The organism is Caballeronia sp. AZ7_KS35, assembly GCF_023631045.1.
Lineage (GTDB): Bacteria > Pseudomonadota > Gammaproteobacteria > Burkholderiales > Burkholderiaceae > Caballeronia > Caballeronia zhejiangensis.
The window spans coordinates 262,912-287,165 of sequence record NZ_JALQDV010000042.1; the positions used below are offsets into that span (position 1 = coordinate 262,912).

Sequence of the window (24,254 nt, forward strand, 5' to 3'; positions counted from 1 at the left end):
ACCTCGAATGCAAGCTCATGATATGCCAGCGCAGGCCGCTCTGCGCATCGACGGTGCGCGTCTCTGGAATAGTCTGATGGAACTCGCGCGCATCGGCGCGACGGAGAAGGGCGGCGTGTGCCGTCTCGCATTGACGCAACTCGACAAGCAAGGCCGCGATCTTTTTATCGCGTGGGCAAAGGAAATCGGCTGCACCGTGCGCGTGGATGCGATCGGCAACATTTTCGCGCGCCGTGCGGGCACGCGTGACGATCTTCCGCCTGTGATGACGGGCAGCCATATCGATACGCAACCGACGGGCGGCAAGTTCGATGGCAACTATGGCGTGCTGGCGGGCCTCGAAGTGTTGCGCACGCTGAATGACAATAACGTGCGTACGGTTGCGCCGCTCGAAGTTGCCGTCTGGACTAACGAGGAAGGCTCGCGCTTCGTGCCGGTGATGATGGGTTCCGGTGTATTCGCGGGCGCGTTCACGCTGGATCATGCACTCGCGCAGAAGGATCGCGACGGCGTGTCCGTGCGGGACGCGCTGGCATCGATAGGTTATGCGGGAGATCGCGTCGAGGCGCATGACGTGGGTGCGTATTTCGAAGCGCACATCGAGCAGGGTCCGGTGCTGGAGGCGAAGGACAAGGTGATCGGCGTCGTGCAAGGCGCGCTCGGTCAACGCTGGTACGACGTGACGATCGAAGGCATGGAAGCGCACGCGGGTCCGACGCCGATGGAACTGCGCCGCGACGCCTTGCTCGTCGCGGCAGATCTCATTCGCGCCGTCAATCGCATCGCGATCGATCATGCGCCGCATGGACGCGGAACGGTCGGCTGGGTCGACGTGCATCCGAACTCGCGCAATGTCATTCCGGGGCGCGTCAAGCTGACCGTTGATCTGCGCGCGCCAGACGACGCGACGCTTCTCGCAATGGACCGTGCAATGCGCGACGCATGCGAGCAAGCGGATCTGCCGGTCAAGGTAGACGAAGTTGTCTACTTCGCGCCGCAACCGTTCGACGCATCGCTGGTTGCGTCGGTGCGCGAGAGCGCCGATGCGCTCGGCTTCACGTCGATGGATGTCGTGAGCGGCGCGGGTCATGACGCCGTCTATCTCGCACGCGTGGCGCCGGCAGCGATGATCTTCGTGCCGTGCAAGGACGGCATCAGCCACAACGAGATCGAGGATGCGCGCGCCGATCATCTCGAAGCAGGCTGCAATGTGCTTCTGCAAGCGATGCTGCGCGCAGCCAACGCGTCCGAAGGAGACGCAGCATGAAGATACTCATCGCCCGCATGAACCACGAGACCAACACGTTCTCGCCCGTTGCGACGCCGCTCGAAGCATTCGGGCGCGACGGTCCGTGTCATGGCGCCGAAGCGTATAACGAGAATGCCGGCATGCGTACGGCGATGTCCGCATTCATCGATGCTGCGAAGCGCGAACATGCGGACATCGTGACGCCGATATCCGCTTCGGCAAATCCGAGCGGTCGCGTCGCTGCCGCCGCTTATGACGCGATCTGCCAGTCGATCGTCGATGCAACAGAAGGCTGCGATGCCGTGATGCTCGACCTCCACGGCGCGATGGTCGCGGAGAATTCGCCCGATGGCGAAGGCGATTTGCTGGAACGCGTGCGACGCGCGCTGCCACATGCGCCTATTGCCGTATCGCTCGATCTGCATGCGAACGTCACGCAGAAGATGATCGACAACGCGGACGTGATCACGAGCTTCAAGACCTATCCTCACGTCGATATGTACGAGAGCGGTGAGCATGCGGCGCGACTGCTGCTCGATCTGATTCATGACAAGGCGAAGCCCGTGATCGCTTGGGCGCAGCCGCCGCTGCTCACGCATACGCTGAGGAGTTCGACAGCGGACGGTGCAATGAAACGTGCAGTCGATGCCGCGCGCGCAGCCGAAGCTGAAGATGGCGTGCTGGCCGTGTCGGTGCTATCCGGTTTCTCGCTGGCGGATATCGCCGCGCCTTGCATCAGCGTGGTCGTGGTGGCGGATGGCGAGCGCGCGAAGGCGCAGTGCGTGGCGGACCGCATCGCGCGGCAAATCTGGAACGAGCGTGACGCGTTCGTTTATCGCAGCGTGCCGCTCGCGCAATCGATCAGCGAGGGCGCTGCGCTCGCACGCGAAACGGACAAGCCCGTACTGCTGCTCGACCACGGCGACAACTGCATGTCGGGCGGAACGTGCGACACGACCGACGCATTCGAAGAAGCGTTGAAGCAAGGACTCGATGGCATCGTCGTGGGACCTTTATGCGATCCCGAAGCTGTCGCGCAACTCTTCGCAGCCGGCGAGGGCGCAACGGTCACGATCGGCGTCGGCAACAAGCTAGCGAGCGTGGCGTCGCGAGCAAAGCCGCCGCTCGAGGTTACCGGCATAGTGCGGGCGTTGACCGATGGCGAATACATCATCAGCGGACCGACGTATACGGGACAGCGTGCGTTCATGGGCCGCGCGGCCGTGATCGAGACCGCCGCGGCGCGCATCCTTGTGACGGAACGCACGCACGAGCCGTGGGACCTGGGCGTGTTCGAGAGTGTCGGCATCGACCCACGCGGCGCGCGCTTTCTGATTCTCAAGTCCCGCATGTACTGCCGCCCCGTCTTCGTGCCGATATCGGGTGGCCTCGTCGAATGCGATAGCCGCGGCGTCACGAGTTCGGACTATGGACTCTTCGCATTCGAGAACCTGAAGCGGCCCGTCTATCCGCTGGATCCGAACGTCGAATATTGATCGAGCAGGAAAGCGGCGCGCCTTTCACTTCACGAGGCGCAGCCGCTTCGTAATGATCGTGCCTTCCTTGCGATCGATGAGCCACGCTGCATCGACATGGCCCATCAATATCGATGTTCTGCGCGTGATATCCGTGGGTTCTTCATCGGTGGGCGCGTTATGCTCGATGTCGTCCGTCAGGTAGGGTGGCGCGAGCGTGCAGATGAGCACGATCGCGAAGTCATCGCTGCCATGCGCGCGGTCGAAGTTCGGAAGCACGATGCTGCCTCTGACCGTGGTTCTCGCGCTGCCTTCCTGCTTCAGTTCAATGCTGTCGAAGGTCTGAACGAAACCCTTTTCCTTGGCTTCAGGCGCAACAACGAGCTTGCGGCCGCTTTGCCCCTTTACCGTTTCCTTCAGCAGGATGGCATCCGGATCGTGAGACGCCGCCAGGGAGACGTTCACCGTCAGCACTTTCTTCTTCGACAGATAGCGCACGCCGTATGAAACCGGAATGACGAACGTGAACGTGCGATCTGTCTGCGCGCCGGGTTGGCTCGCGGCATGCTGCGCCTTGGTGAAGGGCCGCGAAAGAAACGCCCGTACGCGGCCGGTTATCGATGCAGGCTGTCCCGGTGCGGAATGACCTGCCAGCGCATCGCGGACGTGTTCCGGATCGTCGCCGGTAAAGTTCGGTGCAAGCGCGTCGGCCGACATGATGCCTTGCGCCTTGGCGCCGCTCGCGATGTCGGCAGCGCTCGCTGCACGGCCAGGCTGCGGCGCGGCCGCCAGAGCGGATACCGATACCCACGACAGCGCGCATGCGATGCACAGAGCAGAGCTACATCCACGTTTCGATAAATACACCTGCCACTCCTGGCGCGTCAGGGCCGCTCATGATGGAAGTGGCTATCTTAAAACGAAGCGGACCGTTCGGCATTTTGCATGCGTGATAATGAATTCAATCCAACCGCACATATTCGTCGATCGCCGTGAGCGCGCCGTTCCCGAGCCTTGTCGCGGCGCGCAGAAGCGCTTCCCGGAGAACCGGATTGCGTGCCAGCGATGCGGGGAAAACATCGCTTGCGCCGACGAGCGCATCGACGAGGCCTGCCGGCGTGGTCGCATCCTCCGCCGCTTTCGTGAGACGTTCGGCCAGCGGATCGCTGATCGCGTAACGGGTGCCGTCGTCCGCTCGTCCGCGCAGAAACGTGAACCATGCCGCCACCGCAAGCGCGAGCCGTTCGAACGGCTGACCCGCGTCGAGCCTTGCCTGAATGGTCGACAAAATTCGCGGCGGCATCTTCTGGCTACCGTCCATCGCAATCTGGCTGCAACGGTGTTTCAGCGCGGGATTCGCGTAGCGGTCGAGGAGCGCGTCGCGGTATGCGGCGAGATCGAACGATGCCGGTACCGCGAGAGTCGGCGCTATCTCGCGCGTCATCATCGCGTGGATCAGTGACTTCAGCGGCGGGTGGCCGACGGCGTCGCTGATCGTGTCGAAACCGGCGAGCATGGACAGATACGCGAGCGTCGAGTGTGTCGCGTTGAGCATGCGCAGTTTCGCGATCTCGAAGGGCGCGACGTCGTCGACAAGTTGGGCGCCTGCCGTTTCCCACGCAGGACGCCCGGCGGGGAAGCGATCTTCGATGACCCATTGCCTGAACGGCTCGCACGGCACGGGCACTTCATCGCCCACGCCCAGCGCCGCTTGGGCGGCTTCGCGATCCGCGTCGGTCGTGGCGGGGACGATGCGATCGACCATCGTCGACGGAAACGCGACGCGCGTCTCGATCCACGTCGCGAGCGCCGGGTCCAGCCTGCGTGCGAACGAACACACCGCCTGACGCAATGCATCGCCGTTGTGCGAGAGGTTGTCGCAGGAAAGCACGGTGAAGGGCGTGGCGTCCGCGTCGCGTCGCGCTCGCAACGCGGCGCAGAGTATGCCCGGCACGGTGGACGGCTCGTCCGGATGCGCGAGATCGTGCGCGACGCCCGCGTGCGCAAAGTCGGCATCGCCGGTTCGCGGATCGCGACAGTAGCCTTTTTCCGTAACCGTCAGCGACACGATGCGGACGCGTTCGTCGGCGAAAAGCTCGACGAGACGTGCGCGATCGAAGGGCATCGCCAGCACTTCGCGCAATGCACGCACGACCGTCACGCGCACGCCGTCCGGCCCGCGTTCCACGACGCTGTAGAGGCCGTCCTGTGCCATCAACGCATCGCGCTTGGTGACGTCGCCCTGCAGCGTGACGCCGCAAATGCCCCAATCGCCCGGCTCGGCGAGCATCGCCTCTTCGGTATAGAGCGCTTCATGCGCGCGATGAAAGTTGCCGATGCCCAGATGCACGATGCCGATAGCTGGCTCGTGCCACTCGCGCGACAGGCAATGGCCTTCGAGTGCAGTGAGCGATGTACGGGAGAGCATTGATTTCTCAGGCATTTTCGATGGCATTTTGAATTAGGAATCGGGAAAACCCGTTATTGACGTCGTAACATACTGGTATGGTAGTATCCGCCACATCGAATGCCCATTCAAGGAAATACCTATGAAGATCATCCGCGCCGACGTGATCGTGACTTGCCCCGGCCGCAACTTCGTCACGCTGAAGGTGGAAACGGACGAGGGCATCTACGGTATCGGCGATGCGACGCTCAATGGCCGCGAACTCGCTGTCGCGTCGTATCTGAAGGATCACGTATGTCCGCTGTTGATCGGGCGCGAAGCGGGCCGCATCGAAGACACCTGGCAGTTTCTCTACAAGGGCGCGTACTGGCGACGCGGCCCCGTCACGATGACCGCAATCGCCGCCGTCGACATGGCGCTCTGGGACATCCTCGGCAAGGCCGCGAACATGCCGCTCTACAAGCTGCTCGGCGGTGCGTCGCGCGACGGCGTGATGGTCTACGGACACGCAACCGGCCGCGACATCCCCGAAGCGCTCGACCGCTACGCGGAGCATATCGAAGAGGGCTACAGGGCGATTCGCATCCAGTGCGGCGTGCCGAACATGCGTTCGGTTTATGGCGTCGCGAAGGGCGACGGCATGTATGAGCCGGCGACGAAGGGTGCGGTCGAGGAGCAGAGCTGGTCCTCCGAAAAGTACCTGGATTTCGTGCCGAAACTCTTCGAAGCCGTGCGCGACAAGTTCGGTTTCGACACGCATCTGCTGCACGATGTGCATCACCGGCTTACGCCGATCGAAGCGGCGCGGTTCGGCAAATCGGTCGAGCCGTATCGCCTGTTCTGGATGGAGGATCCGACGCCCGCCGAGAATCAGGCCGGCTTCCGTCTGATCCGCGAGCACACCGTGACCCCGATTGCGGTGGGCGAGGTGTTCAACAGCATCTGGGACTGCAAGCAGCTGATCGAAGAGCAACTGATCGACTACATCCGCGCGACGCTCACGCATGCGGGCGGCATCACGCATCTGAAGCGCATCGCCGATTTCGCATCGCTGTATCAGGTCCGCACGGGCTGCCACGGTCCTTCGGATCTGTCGCCGGTCTGCATGGGCGCAGCGCTGCACTTCGACTTGTGGGTGCCCAACTTCGGCGTGCAAGAGTACATGGGCTTTCCGAAGGAAGCGCTCGATGTGTTCCCGCATGCATGGTCGTTCGATCGCGGGATGATGCACCCGGGCGAAGCGCCGGGGCACGGTGTAGACATCGACGAAAAGCTCGCCGCAAGGTATCCGTACGATCCGGCGTACTTGCCGGTGGCGCGCCTCGAAGACGGCACGCTCTGGAACTGGTAATCGCGTTTGGTTTAAGGCATTCAAAACACAAGATACCGGAGACAGACATGGCACACAGGGAAACCAGCGCGATGCTGCGCCGGGTGGCAGCGGCATCGACCATCGGCACGGCGGCGGAGTATTACGACTTCTTCGTGTACGGCACGGCAGCGGTGCTCGTGTTCGGCGCAAAATTCTTTCCGAGCCACGATCCGCTGATCGGCACGCTGGCCGCGTTCGCCACGTATGCGGTCGGGTTCGTCGCGCGGCCTGTGGGCGGTATCGTGTTCGGGCATTTCGGCGACAAGATCGGCCGCAAGAAAGCGCTGATTGTCACCATTCTGATCGTGGGTCTGGGCACGTTCGCCATCGGCTTGTTGCCGGATTACTCGCAGATCGGCATCTGGGCGCCGGCGGCGCTTGTGCTGATCCGCGTGCTGCAAGGCTTCGGCGTCGGCGGCGAGCAGGCCGGCGCGGTCTTGCTCACCGCCGAATATGCGCCGCCGCGCGAACGCGGCTTCTTCGCGAGCCTCGTGCAGCTCGGCGCGCCCGCGGGCTTTCTGATCCCATCGGGCATCTTCGCCGTTCTGACCGCGATGCTCACGCACGAACAACTGATGGACTGGGGCTGGCGTCTGCCATTTCTCGGCAGCATCGTGCTTGTCGTCGTCGGGCTTTATATTCGACTGCGCACCGAGGAATCGCCGGTGTTCGCGGCGATCCGCGAGACCAAGGCGGTCGAATCGCGGCCCGTCGTGGAAGTGGTGAAGCAGCACGGCGCGACGATCGTGAAGGGTGTCGGCGCGAAGCTGATCGAGGCTTGCACGTTCGCGATGTACACGATGATCGTGCTCGCCTACGGCCGCGCGCACGGCATCGCCGACTCGCTGCTTCTGCAGACGATCATCGTCGCGGTCGTGCTCGAACTGATTGCGATCCCGCTCGCTGGCGCACTGTCGGATCGCATCGGTCGGCGCGCGACATTCATCGCGGGCGCAGTGCTGCATGTGCTGCTCGTCATGCCGCTCTTTCACGCTATCGATAGCGGCAGCCGCCTCGCGATCCAGACCGTGATGATTCTCGCGATCACCGTCGGCCACAGCCTTTGTTATGCGCCGCAAGCATCGCTCTTTCCCGAGCTCTTTCCGGCACGCGTGCGATGCAGCGGCATTGCGCTCATCTGGCAGATCGGTTCGCTGATCGGCAGCGGCGCGCTAGGTCTCGTCGCGGTGAAGCTGATTCAGGCGACGGGCGGAAGCTCGATCGGTCTCATCGTGTACGTTGCCGCGCTCGGCATCGTCTCGACGATCTCGCTTCTGCTTCTGCCCGAGACCGCGCCGGCGCGCGTCGGCCGTGATCTGCACGACTGGGGCGCGCCGCAACACGATGCCGCGATCGCCGGATCGAACGCAGAACCGGCGCTCGCCGCCCGCCGTTGATTGCATGCGAAACGCTTTATACAAAGTGCAAACTGCAGATTCCAGGACATAGATCATGCTCGCAGCCGTTCTACACGAACCGAAGAAGCTCGTCATCGACGAGATCGACACGCCCGAACCAGAACCCGGACAGGTGCAGATTCGCGTGCGCGCGGGCGGCATCTGCGGGTCGGATCTTTCGTATTACTTCAAGGGCAAAAGCGGCGACTTCGCCGTGCGCGAGCCGTTCGTGCTCGGTCACGAAGTCGCGGGCGAGATTGCCGCGCTGGGCGAGGGCGTGACGGGCCTTGCAGTCGGCCAGCGGGTCGCGGTGAATCCGGGCCTGAATTGCGGAACGTGCCGCTTTTGCGTGAAAGGCATGCCGAACCATTGCCTGAAGATGCGCTTCATGGGCAGCGCGTCGACGTTCCCGCATATGCAGGGCATGTTCCGGCAATACATCACGGCAGCCGCGCGGCAATGCGTTCCGGTGCCGGATACCCTCGATTTCGCGCAGGCGTCGATGGCCGAGCCGCTTGCTGTCGCGCTGCACGCGTTGAAGCTCGCCGGCCCGCTCGTCGGCGCGAAGATGCTGCTCGTGGGTTGCGGGCCGATCGGCTGCATCGTGTTGGCCGCCGCGCGGCGCGCGGGCGCGCATCGCATCGTCGCGCTCGATCTTGCTGACAAGGCGCTCGCGATGGCGGCGTCGCTCGGCGCCGACGAGACCGTGCTCGCGAACGATCAGGCGCGCATCGATGCCTGGTCGCGCGAACGCGGCACCTTCGACGTCGTGATCGAGGCATCGGGCAGCCCCGCCGGTCTCGACACCGCGTTGCGCTCGGTGCGTGCGGGCGGCACGGTGATCCAGCTCGGAAATCTGCCGGCCGGTCAGTCGCCGGTCGCGGCGAACCTCGTGATGGCGAAAGAGCTGCGTTATCAGGGCTCGTTCCGCTTCACCGATGAATACGCGATCGCCGCGGATGAAATCGCCTCGCAGCGCATCGACCTTCGTCTGCTGATGACGCACGCATTTCCGCTCGCCGAAGCGAATCGTGCATTCGAAGTCGCGCTGGATCGCTCTCAATCGATGAAGGTGCATCTCCAGTTCGACTGACGGGCGCCACTTGGCATTGGCATTCAAAATTCATCATTCATGAAACCGCCGGACCGGAAGGCCACAAGAAGCGGTGCATCGGAGACTCGACATGATCAAAAGTCAGCGGTGGTTCGTCGTCGGCCTGCTGTTCCTCGCGGGCGTCGTCAACTATCTCGACCGCGCGGCGCTTTCCATCGCCGCTCCGCTCATCCAGAAAGACCTGCATTTCACGCATGCGCAGATGGGCATCGTGTTCAGCAGCTTTTTCATCGGGTATGCATTATTCAATTTTGTCGGCGGCGTGCTGTCGGACAGGATCGGCGCGAAGAAAGTCTTCGGCGGCGCAATGGGCATCTGGTCGCTGTTTTGCGGTGCGACTGCGCTGGCGAGCAGTCTCGTGTCGCTGATCGTGCTTCGCGTGCTCTTCGGCATGGGAGAGGGACCGTTCAGCTCGTCGAACAGCAAGATGGTGAACAACTGGTTTCCGCGTCGTGAAGTGGCGAGCGCGATCGGGGTCATCAGTTCGGGGACGCCGCTGGGCGGCGCGCTCGCCGGCCCGGTCGTCGGTTACATGGCGATCCAGTTCGGCTGGCGCTGGGCGTTCGTCATCATCATGATGATCGGCTTCGCGTGGCTCGTGCTTTGGGCGCTTTCGACGACCGAGCATCCGCAACAGAACAAGCGCGTCACGCAGGCCGAACTCGATCTGATCGTCGCGGGCCAGCAGGACGCCGCGTCGATGGAGCACGGCACGCACGGCAAGCAGGCGAATCTCGGCTTTTATCTGCGTCAGCCGATCATCCTCGCCACGGCATTCGCGTTTTTTGCATACAACTACGTGCTGTTCTTCTTTCTCTCGTGGTTCCCGACGTATCTGACCGAAGCGCATCACATGTCGCTGCGCGACATGAGCTTTGCGACGGTGATTCCGTGGCTGCTCGGCAGCATCGGGCTCGCGGCGGGCGGCTTCATCACCGATGCGATTCTGCGTATCACAGGCAAGCCGCTCATGTCGCGCCGCGTCGTGCTGACCGTGTGCCTCGGCATGGCGGCGCTGTGCGTCGCGTTCGCGGGGCGTGTGGAGAGCACGCAGGGCGCGGTGGCGTTGATGTCCGTGACGATCTTCTTCCTCTATGTAACCGGGTCCGTGTACTGGGCCGTGATTCAGGACACGGTGCGGCGCGAGAACGTCGGCGGCGTGGGCGGTTTCGTGCATCTGCTCGCGAATCTCGCGGGCGTGATCGGACCGGCGGTGACGGGCTTCATCGTCGAGGCGACGCACGGGGCGTATGGCAGCGCCTTCGTTCTGGCGGGCGCGATCGCCGTGCTCGGCGCGCTGTGTTCGCTCGTATGGATTCGCGAGCCGAAAGCGCGCGCGAAGCGTGAAAGCGCGGCGAGTGCTGCGTGATAGTATCGGGAAGCGAGGCGCGCGAACGTGGCTCGCTTTCTCCTCATTAGCGTTCAGGTTCAATCATGCAAGACGGTATCGTGTCGAATGGCTCGGCTGCAGTGCGGCGTGCGCGCGTACGCAGGCCGCTCGCATCGCAGAAGTTCGAATTGCCCGATCTGACTTCGGCGATATCGCACGACTCGCATGAGCCCATCGGCAAGCAGATTTTTCGGGCGCTGCGTCAGGCTATCTTCGCGGGACAACTCGTGCCCGGCACGCCGCTTTCCGAAAAGGAAGTCGCGGAGATGTTCCAGGTTTCGCGGCAGCCGGTGCGCGAGACCTTCATCAAGCTCGTCGAGGCGGGCGTGCTGCAAGTGCTGCCTCAGCGCGGCACCTTCGTGAAAAAGATCTCGCCGCGTCAGGTGCGCGAAGGGCGTTTCATTCGCGAGGCGATCGAAACGGCGGTCGCGCGCAAGGCCGCGGTCGCCATCACCGATTCGCAACTCGACGATCTCGCCGCGAATCTTCGCGAGCAGAAGAGCGCATCGAAAGTGAACGACACCACTGCCTTTCTCGCACTCGATGAACAGTTCCACATGCAGATCGCGCAATCGATCGACTGCGTCGCTGCATGGGACACGATCCAGGACATCAAGGCGCAGATGGATCGCGTGCGTTATCTGAGCTTGCCGGATGTATCGCCGCTCGATCTGCTCATCAAGCAGCATGCGCGCATCGTTAGCGCGTTGAAGGCGCATGATCCCGATGGCGCCGAGGAAGCGATGCGCGCGCATCTGCGCGAGATTCTGGTGTCGTTGCATCCGATCGCGGAACGCAATCCCGATTGGTTCGAGCCCGACGAGCCGGAGCGGGTGGCCTTGGGAAGCTGATTGAAAGGACAGCGCTATACTGACCATCCTTTCACCGCATGCCGATCCGCGGGCCCATTCCGCGGCGCACGTCCAAAATTGGCTGAACACAACTTAGAAAAACTCAAGATCGACCGGGGTCCGTCTGCCGCGATGCCGCGGCGCCGGCGCAACTGGCTTCGTTACGCCATCATCGTTGCGATTCTGCTCGCGCTCATCGGCGTGGCGTTTCGTCTCACCGGCCCGCAGGCCGTCGAAACCGCCACGGTCACGTCGGTGTATCCGTCGCAGAGCTATACGCTTCTGAACGCCACGGGCTATGTCGTGCCGCAACGCAAGGCCGCAGTCGCATCGAAAGGACAAGGGCGCGTCGAATGGCTCGGCGTGCTCGAAGGCACGCCGGTGAAGGAAGGGCAGATCATCGCGCGGCTGGAGAGCAATGACGTGGCTGCGTCGCTCGCGCAGGCCCAGGCGCAGGTCAAGGTCGCGCGGGCGAATCTCGAGCTGCAGCGCGCCGAACTGAAGAACGCGGAAGTCGATCTCAAGCGCTACAAGATCCTCGCACCGCAAGGCGCGATTCCGGCGACACAGTACGATGCCGCGCTCGCCCGCTTCGACAAGGCCAAGGCGTCGATCAACAGCGACGAAGCCGCGATCGTCTCCGCGCAAGCCAACGCGCAGGCAGCGCAAGTAGCCGTCGATCAAACCGTGATTCGCGCGCCCTTCGACGGCGTCGTGATCGAGAAGCACGCGAATGTCGGCGACAACATCACGCCGTTCTCATCGGCGTCGGACAGCAAGGGCGCGGTTGTCACCATCGCTGACATGAAGACGCTCGAAGTCGAAGCCGATGTCGCCGAGTCGAACATCGCGCGCATCGCTGTCGATCAGCCGTGCGAGATTCAACTCGATGCGCTGCCCGACGCGCGCTTTGCGGGCCGCGTGTCGCGCATCGTGCCGACGGTCGATCGATCCAAAGCCACCGTGCTCGTGAAAGTGCGTTTCGTCGAACGCGATTCGCGCGTGCTGCCCGATATGTCCGCGAAAGTCGCGTTCCTGTCGAAGCCGGTGCCGCCCGAGGAGAAGAAGGCGGTTGTCGCCGTGCAGCCATCGGCGGTCGTCACGCGCGATGGCAGGAAAGTGGTCTACGTGGTCGATCACGACGCCGCGCGCGAAGTGCCGGTGACGACGGGCGAGCGCATCGGCGATCTGCTAGCCGTGCAGGGCGTGAAGCCCGGCGACGTGCTCGTGCTCGCGCCCGGCGACAAGATCAAGGACGGCGCCAAAGTCACGCTGGCGAAGAAATAACGTGAGCACGACGCCTCTCGTTCAGATCAGCCACGTCGCGAAGTCGTATCGGCGCGGTGTGCAGACCGTGCCGGTGCTCACCGACATCACGTTGTCCATCGCGGAAGGCAATTTCGTCGCGTTGATGGGGCCGTCGGGTTCGGGCAAGAGCACGCTGCTCAACCTGATCGCGGGCATCGACCGGCCCGATAGCGGCGAGTTGCTCGTCGGCGGACTCGATATCACGCGCCTGCCCGAAGCCGCGCTTGCCGACTGGCGCGCGGCGAACGTCGGCTTCATCTTCCAGTTCTATAACCTGATGCCGGTGCTGTCCGCGTTTGAGAACGTCGAGTTGCCGCTGATGCTCACGCGCCTCACGCGCCACGAGCGCAAGGAACGCGTCGCGATGGTGCTCGACATGGTCAACATGGCCGATCGCATGAGTCACTATCCGTCGGAGCTGTCGGGCGGGCAGCAGCAGCGCGTCGCGATCGCGCGTGCGCTGATCACGGACCCGAAGCTGATCGTCGCCGACGAACCGACCGGCGATCTCGACCGCAGCTCCGCCGCCGATGTCCTCGCGATGCTGCAACGTCTCAACGACAAGCTCGGCAAGACCATCATCATGGTGACGCATGACGCGCACGCGGCCGGCGCGGCGAAGGCGCTCGTGCATCTGGAGAAAGGCGAGCTGATCGATGGAACCGTGGGCTAAGCCATCATGTTCGTGTTCAAGCTGATCCTGCGCAACGCGCTGCGGCACAAGCTGCGCACCACGCTGACGGTGCTCGGGCTGACCATCGCGGTGCTCGCATATGGTCTTTTGCATACCGTCGTCGATGCGTGGTATGCAGGCGCCGCGGCTGCATCGAACGCGCGGCTCGTCACGCGCAATGCAATCTCGCTCGTGTTTCCGTTGCCGCTCGCCTATGAGAACCGCATACGCGGCGTCGAGGGCGTGACGCTCGTTGCGCGCTCGAACTGGTTCGGCGGCGTGTATCGCGATCCGAAGAACTTCTTCGCGCAGTTCGCCGTGTCCGACAACTATCTCGATCTCTATCCCGAGTTCATCGTGCCCGAGCAGCAACGCGCCGATTATCGACGCGATCGCAAAGGCGCGCTCATCGGCCGACAGCTCGCGGATCAATACGGCTTCAAGGTCGGCGACGTCATTCCGCTCAAGGGCACGATCTATCCGGGAACATGGGACTTCGTCGTGCGCGGCATCATGGAAGGGCGCGACGAATCGACCATTACGCGGCAACTGATTTTTCACTACGACTATCTGAACGAGACGATCCGCAAGACGACCAAGCGCAATGTCGATCAGGTCGGCGTGTACGTGGTCGGCATCAAGGATCCGGACGAAGCGGCTGTCGTGTCGCGCAAGATCGACAATGTCTTCAAGAACTCGCTCGCCGAAACGCTGACGGAAACGGAGCAGGCGTTTCAGCTCGGCTTCGTCGCAATGTCGAATCAGATCATCGCGGCGATACGCGTCGTGTCATATGTAGTGATCCTGATCATCATGGCGGTGATGGCGAACGCGATGGCAATGAGCGCGCGCGAGCGCATCACCGAATACGCGACATTGAAGGCGCTCGGCTTCGGCTCCGCATTTCTATCGGTGCTCGTGTTCGGCGAATCGATGGCAATCTGCGCGATCGGCGGTGGCATCGGCATCCTGGCGACGCCGCCGATGGCCGAAGTCTTCAAGCACGCCACAGGCGGCGTGTTCCCGGTCTTCATGGTGTCGCACGAGACGATGCTTCTGCAGGCGGCATGCGCGTTCGCCGTCGCGATGGCAGCGGCGATCGTGCCGGCGGTGCAGGCGAGCCGCGTGCGCATCGTCGAAGGCCTGCGGGCGATCGGCTGAGGACGCGCGATGGCCATTCCCGTTTCCTACGTCGCACGCAATCTCTGGGCGCGCCGTCTCACGACGATGCTGACGGCAGGCGGTCTCGCGCTCGTGGTGTTCGTGTTCGCGACCGTGCTGATGCTCGACGCGGGACTGAAGAAAACGCTCGTATCGACGGGCGAAGCGGACAACGTCGTCGTGATCCGAAAGGGCGCGGAGACGGAGATACAAAGCGCGATCGACCGCAATCAGGCGAACGCGATGGAGATGCATCCGTCGGTCGCGATGAACGGCGACGGCGAGCCGCTCGCATCGAAGGAAACCGTCGTGCTGATCTCGCTCACCAAGCTCGGCACCAACACGCCCGCCAACGTCGTGATTCGCGGCGTCTCGCCGATGGGCGTGCAATTGCGTCCGCAAGTGAAGCTCACGGCGGGGCGCATGTTCAGGCGCGGCTCGTCGGAGATCATCGTGGGCAGCAGCATCGCGAAGGGGTTCGGCGGCACGCGCATCGGCGACTCGCTGCGTTTCGCGCAGCGCGACTGGACCGTCGTCGGCCATTTCGATGCGGGCGGCAGCGGCTTCGATTCGGAAATATGGGGCGACGTCGATCAGTTGATGCAATCGTTCCGGCGCACGAGTTATTCGTCGATGGTCGTGCGGCTCGCCCGCAGCGATGCATTCGAGCGCTTTCGCGGCGATATCGACGTGGACCCGCGCCTCGCCGACGAAGCGAAGCGCGAACAGGTGTTCTACGGCGATCAGTCGAAGGCGCTGTCGACGTTCATCAATATCCTCGGCTTCACGCTGTCGATCATCTTTTCGATCGCGGCGATGATCGGGGCGATGATCACGATGTACGCGTCGGTGGCCAATCGTGTCGCGGAGATCGGAACGTTGCGCGCGCTCGGCTTCAAGCGCTTCGACGTGCTCGGGGCGTTCCTGCTCGAAGCGTTGTTGCTCGGGCTGGTCGGCGGCGTGGCCGGACTTTCGTGCGCCGCGCTGATGCAATTCGCTTCGTTTTCCACGACCAATTTTCAGACCTTCGCGGACTTGTCGTTCCGCTTCATCCTGACGCCTTCGGTGATCGCAAAGACACTCGGGTTCTCGCTCGCGATGGGACTCGTCGGCGGATTCCTGCCGGCGATGCGGGCGTCGCGGATGAATATCGTGGACGCGCTGCGCGCGCGATGATCCCGTTTAGTCGAACGGTCGCTCCGAAAGTATTCAATATTCAACATGCGTTGTGCGGCGTAGAGTCGAGATCACCCGAACTCGATCTCGAAGGAGTTTCATCATGCCGCTCGTCAGAATATCGCTCATGAAAGGCAAGCCGCGCGAGCATATCCGCGCGATCTCGAACGGCGTGCACGAAGCGCTCGTCGAAGCGTTCAAGGTCCCCGCCGACGACCGCTTTCAATTGATCGACGAACACGAGCGCGACCACTTCATTTACGATCCCGGTTATCTCGGTGTCGAACGCAGCGACGACGTCGTGTTCATCCACATCACCGCGAGCGACTGGCGCGACACGGCGACGAAGAAAGCGTTCTACAAGACACTGGTGGCGAAGCTCGCGGCATCGCCCGGACTGCGGCCCGACGACGTGATGATCGCGCTCGCGCCGAATCGCCGCGAAGACTGGTCGTTCGGACGCGGACTCGCGCAGTACGTGGAGGACGCGGCCTGACCGAAAACCGCAAAGGAGCCGTATCCACGATGAACCCGACGACCCTGAAAGGCGCGTGTCACTGCGGCGCGATCACCTTCGAAGTCGAAACTTCGCCGGAACCCGCCGCGCGCTGCAATTGCAGTTTCTGCCGAAGGCGCGGCGCGGTCATGTCGCCGCCCTTTGTCAAAGAGAAGTTGCGCATCCTGTCGGGCGAGGACGAACTCACGCTTTATCAATTCAACACGCAGGTCGCGAAGCATTACTTTTGCAAGCGCTGTGGAATTTACACGTTCCATCAAACGCGTTCGAATCCTGCTGAATGGCGCGTGAACCTCGGCTGTGTCGATGGCGTGGATGCGTATTCGCTCGATGCACCCGTCAAGGACGGCGCGAGCAGTTCGGTAGTGGGGCGCGCATAGCAGCGTCGCCATGTGAGTGAAGGGTGCCGGGAACGCGGCGTGCTACAACCCGGCACCCACAAGCCGTTCGCGTTCGATGTTCAAGGCGCAACCGCGTTTCCGAGAACGGCGTTCGATAACAACACTCACATGGAGCGCCGTCATGGCACACAAGCCTTCCAACGAACCCGACGCGGTACGCCGGCGTCTGCTTGCCGCGTTCGCCAGCACGGCGATGCTGTCGGCCTGCGGTGGCGGCGGCAGCGACGATGACTCGGGCACCGTCACGCCGACGAGTCCTATCGGCACGATTCCGTCCGATCGCGCGAATCTGCCGCGTCCGGCGTTGCCCGCGCCGGAGACTTCGGGCATCGATCATATCGTGCTCGTGACGATGGAAAACCGCTCCTTCGATCACATGCTCGGCTGGGTGCCGGGCGCGGAGGGCGTGCAGGCGGGCAAGCAGTTCACCGATGCGTTCGGCACGGTGCAATCGACATTCGCGCTGTCCGCCAACGCTGCGTTTGGTTATCAAGGCTGCCAGTTTGCCGATCCCGATCACGCCTACGACGCAGGCCGCACGCATCTCGCGAACGGCGCGATGAACGGCTTCCTGCTCACGCCGGATACGAACAAGACGCGCGGCGATCTGCTGCCGATCGGTTACTTCACCGGCAGCGATCTCGAGTTCTATCGACAGGCGGCGACGCAATACACCGTCTGCGATTACTACATGAGCGGCATTCTCGCCGACACGTTTCCGAACCGCGTCTATCTGCATAGCGGCGAAACTGATCGCTTGAGCGATACGCTCGATACATCGTCGCTATCGACGATCTGGGACCGGCTCGATGCGAAGAACGTGTCGTCGAAGTATTACTTTCATGACGTGCCGTTCACGGCACTTTACGGCACGCGTTACGTCGGCCGCTCGAAGCTCTTTTCCGATTTCCTGTCCGATGCGGCGGGCGGCAATCTGCCGTCGTTCTGCATGGTCGATCCGAGCTTTGCCGGCGAGGCGAACGGCACGTCCAACGACGATCATCCTCATGCCGATGTCCGCAACGGCCAGGTCCTGCTCGCGCAAATCTACGAAGCGCTGCGCACGAGCCCGAACTGGAGCAAGACGCTCATGATCGTCGTCTACGACGAGTGGGGCGGATTCTTCGAGCATGTCGCGCCGCCGGTCAAGTCGCTGTCGGAGGCGGAACAGAAGCTCGGCAACGACGGCCGCTTGGGTTTTCGTGTGCCATGCGTATTGCTCGGACCGCGCGTGCGCGCGAACAACGTGGCGCGCTATCCGTTCGATCCGAGTTCGATCCATCAACTGCTTGCCTGGCGCTTCGGGCTCGATCCGCTGGGCGTGCGCGCGAGCGATCCGACCACGTTCAACATGGCTTACGCGCTCGATCTGAGCGATGCGCCACGCACCGATGCGCCCGCGATTACGGTGGCGCAAGGGCCGTTCGGACTCGAATGCTCGAACACGGCGTCGACAGGATCGGGTCTCGAGACCATCGACAAGTCGCGGACGGCGAAAGCAGCGGAGGGCGCATCGCAGACGCCGACGCCCGGCGGGCGCTTCGCCGACTTGCGCGCCAAGGCAACTGCGCTGGGATTCCCTTCTTCGTGATTTCCTGATCGACGCGCTATGCACCGCGCGCGAAGTCGAGCGTCATGAGGACCGAATCGTGATACGTGCCGTCGATCTTCAGCGCACGCGGCTCGCGCGCGTATTCGACGAATCCCGCCGCGCGATACAGCCTCATTGCAGCGAGATTCTCCGGCGCGACTTCGAGCTTGATTTCGTCGACGATGCCCCGCGCGTACGCAAGCACGGCATCGACGAGCGCAGCGGCAAGTCCCGTGCCGCGCGCACTCTCGCGCACGTACATGCCCCAGAGAACGCCTTTGTGCCGGAGCTTTGCGCCCGTCGGCACGAGCAGCCCGGCTACCCCGGCTAACATGCCATCGCGGCCGTCGCCACCGAACACCGCGTGATCCGCGATGCGCGCGCCGAACCAGTCGGGCGTCTGCATGCGCTCGTCGTCATACGAAGCGCCGAACGACGTTGGATAACGCTGCAGGCCTTCGAGACGAATATCGCGGAACGCTTGTGCGTCGGCGGACGTCAGGCGTCTGATCGGCGGGATGATGGCATTCTGCATAACGCATGCAATGAACAAATGGGCGGACATCCATGATAGCCGGGCGCCTCACATCTCCTCTTCGCAGACGGACGAATCGGAAATAAATCCTTAGCCCATGCGCCGATCGAATGTCTTCAGGTAATTGTCACCATCGGGTAATCATAAAGACGACGCCCTTGTTGCCACCGGTGCGCTTTACAAAGCAGGGCGAATCCAATATTTCTGAAGGCGGCTTCACGAACCAACGAAAAGGGAACACGGCCATGACCCGTCTGATTCGAACGTTCGCTTTCCTCTTCGCGCTGGCATTGCTCTCCACGTCGCTCGCGCTTGCCTGCACGCGCACGCTCTATGTCGGCGACAAGGGCCTCGTTATCACCGGCCGTTCGATGGACTGGTCCGAGGACATGCGTTCCAATCTCTGGGTGATGCCCGCGGGCATCGAACGCGATGGCAACGCGGGGCCGCGCTCGATCAAATGGAAATCGAAGTACGGCAGCGTGGTGGTGTCGGGTTATGAAATTGGCACGGTGGACGGCATGAACGAGCGCGGGCTCGTCGCCAATGCGCTCTATCTCGCGGAGACCGATTACGGCAAGCCCGACCCGAAGCGCGATCCGATGTCTATCAGTCTGTGGGCGCAATATGCGCTCGATAACTTCGCGACCGTCGGGCAAGCCGTGTATGTGATGTCGCGCGAACCGTTCCAGATCATCGCGCCGCCCCTGCCCAACGGCAAGCCGCTGACGATCCATCTTTCTCTTTCCGATGCGCGCGGCGACTCTGCGATCTTCGAGTACATCAACGGCAAGCTCATCATTCATCAAGGCAAGAAGTACAAGGTGATGACCAACTCGCCGATCTACGATGAACAGCTTGCTATCGATACTTACTGGAGAAGCGTCGGCGGCATGGGCTTCTTGCCGGGCACGAATCGCGCGGCGGACCGCTTCGTGCGCGCGTCGTTTCTGCTCGATGCGATTCCGAAGCAGGCCGATGCGAATTACATGGCGGGCGTGCCGCAGCAGTCGTACGCGTTCCAGGCCGTCGCGAGTGTGATGAGTCTCATGCGTTCGGTGAGCGTGCCGCTCGGCATCAGCACGCCGGAGCAGCCGAATCTGTCGTCGACGATATGGCGCACGGTCTCGGATCAGCAGAACCTGATCTATTACTTCGATTCAGCGACGCGGCCCGATACGTTCTGGGTGTCGCTCAAGAAGCTCAACCTGAATCCAGGCGCGCCGGTGATGAAGCTGACGATCGATTCGGGACAGGTCTTCTCCGGCGAGACGGCGGGCAGCTTCGTCGCGACGCAGCCTTTCGCGTTCATGCCCGCGAAGGCGCCATGAGCCAGCATTTGCCTCGACGTTGTCGCGGCTCCGCACGAAACGGGGCATCGATTTCGCCCGCGCAGGTAAAATAGTGTCCTTTTGCCCCCGGTGATCCTGTGCAAGGCATGAAGCGCACGGCATTCAGCGGCCCGGCGCTCGTTCGCCTGCTGGCACATTTTGCCGATCTCGACGTTCACGAACCCGCTCAATCGCTCGCGGACCGCCTGAGCCAATGGCTCGGCTGGACCGATGCGATTGCGCTGTCCACTGCGCTCGCATCCGATCCGCCCGCCGCGTCGGGCGCGCGATCCGTTGCGCGCGAGGTGGAAGAAGAGTGCGCGCGCGTGCGCAATTCGCTCGCAGGCGCATTCGCACGCGAGGAAGCGGCCGCGCGCCGCAGGAATCGTACGCCGGTGAAGCCGTCGTCCGACGATGCGCCCATCGACTACGCGGACTTTCGTCAGCGCTATGTGTCCTTGCAGCAAGCGATGGAATCCGACATCGGTGCGCTGCGCACGCGTCTGCGATCGACGCTCGCGACGAAATCGCCGGACATGGCGCGTCTCGCCGTCGTCGATGCCGTGATGGAACAGGCGTTGAGCGCGCGCGAACGCAGTCTGCTCGGCAACGTGCCCGCGCTGCTCGGCAAGCATTTCGAGCGTCTGAAGCGCGCTCAAGCCGCTGTCGAGACATCGGCGCCGAATGCATGGCTCGACGTGTTTCGCAAGGATCTGCAGAGCGTGCTGCTCGCCGAACTGGATGTTCGTTTTCAACCGATCGAAGGCTTGCTCGCGGCTCTTCGGCCCCGCTAACTGGCTCGCTATGCCCCGAAATCTTTTGAACATCGCTGTATTTTCGATTGGCCTCGCCGCGGTGCTCGGCATCGGCATTGCATACGTCACGTCGAATGCGATCGCGTTCGCCGTCACGCTCGTGATCGCCGCATGCTATCTCGCGGGCGCGGCGGAATTGCGCCGCTATCAACAGATCACCGGCTCGCTCGAACAGGCCGTCGCACAACTCTCGACCGCGCCGCGCAGCCTCGCCGTGTGGCTCGACAGCCTCGATCCGAGCCTGCGCAATGCGGTGCGTCTGCGTGTCGAAGGCGAGCGCGCGCCGTTGCCCGGTCCGGTGCTCGCGCCGTATCTCGTCGGTCTGCTCGTGTTGCTCGGCATGCTCGGTACGCTGCTCGGCATGGTCGCGACCTTGCGCGGCACCGGCACGGCGCTGCAAAGCGCATCCGATCTGACGGCGATCCGCGCATCGCTTTCCGCGCCCGTGACGGGGCTGGGCTTCGCGTTCGGCACGTCGATCGCGGGTGTCGCGACATCCGCGATGCTCGGCCTGCTGTCGGCGCTGTGCCGTCGCGAGCGTCTTCATGTCACGCAGCAACTCGACGTGAAGATCGCGACGACACTTCGCGTCTTCACGCAGGCGCATCAACGCGACGAAACGTTCAAGCTGCTGCAGCTTCAGACCGAACTGATGCCGAAGCTCGTCGATCGTCTTCAGTCGATGACGATCGCAATCGAACAGCAAAGCCTCGCCGCGAGCGAGCGTCAGATCGCGAGTCAGGATGCGTTTCATGCGAAAGCGGAGACGTCGTATCGGCGGCTCGCAACATCGGTCGAACTGTCGTTGAAGCAAAGCGTTGCCGATAGCGCGCGCGCCGCGAGCGCCGCGTTGCAGCCCGTCATGCAGGCGGCGATGGACGGCATCGCGCGCGAAGTCACCGCGTTGCACGGCAATGTCGAGCAGGCGGTGGCGCGTCAACTGGAAGGCTTGTCGAGCGGCTTCGAGGCATCGTCGGCGAAGGTCGCGGACATCTGGAACGCATCGCTCGCGAAGCACGCGCAGTCGAACGCAACGCTCGTCGGCGAGATGAGCGCGTCGCTCGATCGCTTCGCGCAAGCATTCGAGCAACGTTCGACGCATCTCGTCGATGGCGTGTCCGCGCAAATGGATCGCGTGTCGGGCGCGCTGGCGTCGTCGGTTGCGAAGCACGACCAATCGCGCGATGCGCTCGTCGCACGCATGGATGCATCGCTGGAACGCTTCGCACAGACTTTCGATACGCGTTCGTCCGGCTTGATCGACGATGTGTCCGCGCGCCTCGAAACCGCGACGGGCAACATGTCGCAAGCGTGGACCGATGCGCTCGCACAGCACGCGCGCGCGAGCGAGCAGGCAGCCGCGCAGAACCAGAACGCGTTGACGACCGCGGCGGCCAGCTTCGAGCAACATGCAGCGGCGCTCGTGCAATCGGTCGATCGTTCGCATGCGGATTTACGCGCCGAACTCGCGCAAAGCGGGGAAGAGCGCCTCGCCACATGGAGCAGCGCGCTCGACTCGATGACCGGCTCGTTGCGCGAGCAATGGCAGCAAACGAGCGACGTCGCGGCGAATCGTCAGAAGGACATCTGCGATGCCCTCGCGCAAACCGCGCGCGACATGTCCGCGCAATCGCAGACACACGCGAGCGCGACCATCGCGGAGATCGAGCGGCTCGTGCAGGCTGCATCGGAAGCACCGAAGGCAGCCGCCGAAGTCGTCGCCGAAATGCGTCAGAAGCTGTCCGATTCGATGGTCCGCGATACCGCGATGCTCGATGAACGCAGCCGCTTGCTCGCCACCGTCGAGACATTGCTCGGCGCGGTGAACCTCGCATCGAACGAGCAACGCGCCGCGATCGATGCGCTCGTCGACACATCGGCGACGCTGCTCGAACGCGTCGGCGCGCAGTTCACCGGCACGGTCGAAGCCGAGGCCGGCAAACTCGTTTCGATGGCCGCGCAAGTGACGACGAGCGCCGTCGAAATGGCGAGCCTCTCGGATGCGTTCGGCGCGGCCGTGCAGTCTTTCGGCGAATCGAACGACAAGCTCGTCGCGCATCTCGAACGCATCGAAAGCGCGCTCGACAAATCGCTTGCGCGCAGCGATGAACAGCTCGCGTATTACGTTGCGCAGGCGAAGGAAGTGATCGATCTGAGCATGATGTCGCAGAAGCAGATCGTCGAGGACTTGCAGCATATCGCCGGGCAACGCGTGGCCGGAGCGCGCGCCGCATGAACGAGGAAATCGACGGCGGCGCGGAACACGCCGCGCCGATCTGGGCCGCGTTCGCCGATCTGATGTCGGTGCTGCTGGGCGCGTTCGTGCTGATACTCGTCGGCGTGATCGGCGTGCAGTTGCAGCTGGAGAACAAGCTCGACGAAGAGGTGAAGCATCGTCAGGAAGAGACGCAGCGCCGCAAGACGCTGGAACAGGCGCTCGCGGGACCGCTCGCATCGGGACGCGTGACGCTCGTGAACGGTCGCATCGGCATCAGCGGCAGCGTGCTTTTCGCGCTCAATTCCGATCAATTGCAGCCGCAGGGCCGCGATGTGCTGAAGAGTCTCGCAGCGCCGCTTTCGACGTATCTGCGTGCGCATGAAGAGATTCTCATGGTGAGCGGTTTCGCCGACGATCAGCAAGTCCACGAAGGCAACCGCCGATTCGCGGACAACTGGGAGCTTTCAGCGAAACGCGCACTGACGGTCATGCGCGCGTTGATCGATGCGGGCGTGCCTTCGTCGTCGGTGTTCGCGGCGGCGTTCGGCTCGGAACAGCCGGTGAGTTCCAATGCCGATGAAAGCGGGCGCGCGAAGAATCGTCGCGTGGAGATTTCAGCTGTGCCGCGTTCGTCGGATGGCGCGGTGAAGGCGCATGAGTAACGTGGCCTCTGCACGCGCGATACTCGAAGCATGGCGCGCGAATGGCGACGATCGCGCGAATCCCGTGCGCTTCCATCTGATCGATGCGCTGGACAAGCGCGCGGCCGCGTATGAAGGCGAGGCGCGTCGCCTGCTCGATGAACGTATCGCGCAATTGCTCGATGCGTATCGAAGCGATATGGAACGTGCTGCATCTTCGGATGCACCGATAAGCGATGCCGATGTGCGCGGTCCGCTGGCAACGCTGATCGCTGACATCGCCAAAGCATCTTCGATGCATGGAACATCTCATGCGGAGTTGCTCGATTACTTTCGCGCGGTATGGTCGAAAGTCAGTGCGGAAAAGCAGTTGCGCGATTCGCTCGCACAGGTGCCCCGAAACGCAGGACCGCTCAATTCGAGCAGTCTCGTGCATCGTTCGTTGTCGCTGATGCGCGAAGTATCGCCGGGTTATCTCCAGCAATTTCTTGCCTACGTCGATGCGCTTTCGTGGATGGAAGAGTTGAACGGGCCGACTGTGACCGTCGCGAAAGAAGCGTCGGGTGCGAAGAAGGGCGGACGCAAGAAGAAGTGATGAAGCGCCGCGCGATTCATCGATCGCGCGGCATGCA

22 protein-coding genes are annotated in these 24,254 nt (G+C 63.0%); 19 read left to right on the top strand and 3 right to left on the bottom strand.

Annotated features, from left to right (window positions below):
* The first annotated feature begins 7 nt into the window (after window positions 1–7).
* Entirely contained in the window at window positions 8–1,267 is a 1,260-nt protein-coding gene (locus NCT05_RS27255; protein WP_008347863.1) for a Zn-dependent hydrolase, read from the top strand.
* On the top strand, window positions 1,264–2,745 hold the full coding sequence (locus tag NCT05_RS27260; protein WP_250503615.1) for a M81 family metallopeptidase: 1,482 nt from the start codon (window positions 1,264–1,266) through the stop codon (window positions 2,743–2,745). The genes NCT05_RS27255 and NCT05_RS27260 overlap by 4 nt, the downstream gene beginning before the upstream one ends.
* 24 nt (window positions 2,746–2,769) lie before the next feature.
* Here the strand turns inward: NCT05_RS27260 and NCT05_RS27265 are convergent, their stop codons facing one another.
* Both NCT05_RS27265 and NCT05_RS27270 read right to left on the bottom strand, forming a co-directional pair.
* Complete coding sequence (locus tag NCT05_RS27265; RefSeq protein ID WP_250503616.1) at window positions 2,770–3,591, bottom strand: hypothetical protein; 822 nt, start codon at window positions 3,589–3,591, stop codon at window positions 2,770–2,772.
* A gap of 94 nt (window positions 3,592–3,685) precedes the next feature.
* Window positions 3,686–5,152, bottom strand: a complete 1,467-nt coding sequence (locus tag NCT05_RS27270) for a mannitol dehydrogenase family protein (protein ID WP_250503617.1) — start codon at window positions 5,150–5,152, stop codon at window positions 3,686–3,688.
* Between the two features lie 121 nt (window positions 5,153–5,273).
* On the opposite strand from NCT05_RS27270, the gene manD reads away from it, so the two are divergent.
* The 12 genes from manD (at window position 5,274) to NCT05_RS27330 (ending at window position 18,082) form a co-directional block, all read left to right on the top strand.
* The gene (gene manD / locus NCT05_RS27275; RefSeq protein WP_008347871.1) at window positions 5,274–6,482 is read left to right on the top strand and encodes a D-mannonate dehydratase ManD; all 1,209 of its coding nucleotides are present in this window, start codon (window positions 5,274–5,276) and stop codon (window positions 6,480–6,482) included.
* Window positions 6,483–6,529: 47 nt separating this feature from the next.
* Window positions 6,530–7,900, top strand: coding sequence for an MFS transporter (locus tag NCT05_RS27280; protein ID WP_033536187.1), 1,371 nt, complete (start codon window positions 6,530–6,532; stop codon window positions 7,898–7,900).
* Between the two features lie 55 nt (window positions 7,901–7,955).
* Window positions 7,956–8,993, top strand: coding sequence for an L-idonate 5-dehydrogenase (locus NCT05_RS27285; protein ID WP_008347875.1), 1,038 nt, complete (start codon window positions 7,956–7,958; stop codon window positions 8,991–8,993).
* Between the two features lie 91 nt (window positions 8,994–9,084).
* A complete protein-coding gene (locus NCT05_RS27290; RefSeq protein ID WP_250503618.1) occupies window positions 9,085–10,383 on the top strand; it encodes an MFS transporter in 1,299 nt (432 codons plus the stop codon).
* A 65-nt stretch (window positions 10,384–10,448) separates the two neighbouring features.
* Window positions 10,449–11,255 (top strand): GntR family transcriptional regulator, encoded by an 807-nt coding sequence (locus NCT05_RS27295; RefSeq protein WP_008347879.1) that lies wholly within the window; start codon window positions 10,449–10,451, stop codon window positions 11,253–11,255.
* Between the two features lie 132 nt (window positions 11,256–11,387).
* Window positions 11,388–12,542, top strand: coding sequence for an efflux RND transporter periplasmic adaptor subunit (locus tag NCT05_RS27300; protein WP_239294906.1), 1,155 nt, complete (start codon window positions 11,388–11,390; stop codon window positions 12,540–12,542).
* A gap of 1 nt (window position 12,543) precedes the next feature.
* The gene (locus tag NCT05_RS27305; RefSeq protein ID WP_008347883.1) at window positions 12,544–13,236 is read left to right on the top strand and encodes an ABC transporter ATP-binding protein; all 693 of its coding nucleotides are present in this window, start codon (window positions 12,544–12,546) and stop codon (window positions 13,234–13,236) included.
* Between the two features lie 6 nt (window positions 13,237–13,242).
* Window positions 13,243–14,397, top strand: a complete 1,155-nt coding sequence (locus NCT05_RS27310) for an ABC transporter permease (RefSeq protein WP_250457249.1) — start codon at window positions 13,243–13,245, stop codon at window positions 14,395–14,397.
* A gap of 9 nt (window positions 14,398–14,406) precedes the next feature.
* On the top strand, window positions 14,407–15,573 hold the full coding sequence (locus NCT05_RS27315) for an ABC transporter permease (protein WP_250436463.1): 1,167 nt from the start codon (window positions 14,407–14,409) through the stop codon (window positions 15,571–15,573).
* A gap of 103 nt (window positions 15,574–15,676) precedes the next feature.
* Window positions 15,677–16,069, top strand: a complete 393-nt coding sequence (locus NCT05_RS27320; RefSeq protein ID WP_008347888.1) for a tautomerase family protein — start codon at window positions 15,677–15,679, stop codon at window positions 16,067–16,069.
* A 29-nt stretch (window positions 16,070–16,098) separates the two neighbouring features.
* Complete coding sequence (locus NCT05_RS27325; RefSeq protein WP_008347889.1) at window positions 16,099–16,470, top strand: GFA family protein; 372 nt, start codon at window positions 16,099–16,101, stop codon at window positions 16,468–16,470.
* A gap of 142 nt (window positions 16,471–16,612) precedes the next feature.
* Window positions 16,613–18,082 (top strand): alkaline phosphatase family protein, encoded by a 1,470-nt coding sequence (locus NCT05_RS27330; RefSeq protein ID WP_008347891.1) that lies wholly within the window; start codon window positions 16,613–16,615, stop codon window positions 18,080–18,082.
* Window positions 18,083–18,098: 16 nt separating this feature from the next.
* Here NCT05_RS27330 and NCT05_RS27335 read toward each other — a convergent pair whose 3' ends face one another.
* Window positions 18,099–18,617, bottom strand: a complete 519-nt coding sequence (locus tag NCT05_RS27335; RefSeq protein ID WP_250503619.1) for a GNAT family N-acetyltransferase — start codon at window positions 18,615–18,617, stop codon at window positions 18,099–18,101.
* A 245-nt stretch (window positions 18,618–18,862) separates the two neighbouring features.
* On the opposite strand from NCT05_RS27335, the gene NCT05_RS27340 reads away from it, so the two are divergent.
* The 5 genes from NCT05_RS27340 to NCT05_RS27360 all read left to right on the top strand — a co-directional run bounded on the left by NCT05_RS27340 (window position 18,863) and on the right by NCT05_RS27360 (window position 24,217).
* Window positions 18,863–19,948 carry a linear amide C-N hydrolase gene (locus NCT05_RS27340; protein WP_008347896.1) on the top strand — a complete coding sequence of 362 codons (1,086 nt, stop codon included), beginning with the start codon at window positions 18,863–18,865 and terminating at the stop codon, window positions 19,946–19,948.
* A gap of 107 nt (window positions 19,949–20,055) precedes the next feature.
* Complete coding sequence (locus tag NCT05_RS27345) at window positions 20,056–20,742, top strand: DUF3348 domain-containing protein (protein ID WP_250436469.1); 687 nt, start codon at window positions 20,056–20,058, stop codon at window positions 20,740–20,742.
* Between the two features lie 10 nt (window positions 20,743–20,752).
* Window positions 20,753–22,999, top strand: a complete 2,247-nt coding sequence (locus NCT05_RS27350; protein WP_250503620.1) for a DUF802 domain-containing protein — start codon at window positions 20,753–20,755, stop codon at window positions 22,997–22,999.
* Window positions 22,996–23,643 carry an OmpA family protein gene (locus tag NCT05_RS27355; protein WP_008347904.1) on the top strand — a complete coding sequence of 216 codons (648 nt, stop codon included), beginning with the start codon at window positions 22,996–22,998 and terminating at the stop codon, window positions 23,641–23,643. Before NCT05_RS27350 ends, NCT05_RS27355 begins: the two co-directional genes overlap by 4 nt.
* Window positions 23,636–24,217: a DUF2894 domain-containing protein gene (locus tag NCT05_RS27360; RefSeq protein ID WP_250503621.1), complete on the top strand. Its 582-nt coding sequence runs from the start codon at window positions 23,636–23,638 to the stop codon at window positions 24,215–24,217. Before NCT05_RS27355 ends, NCT05_RS27360 begins: the two co-directional genes overlap by 8 nt.
* The last annotated feature ends 37 nt before the right edge of the window (window positions 24,218–24,254 follow it).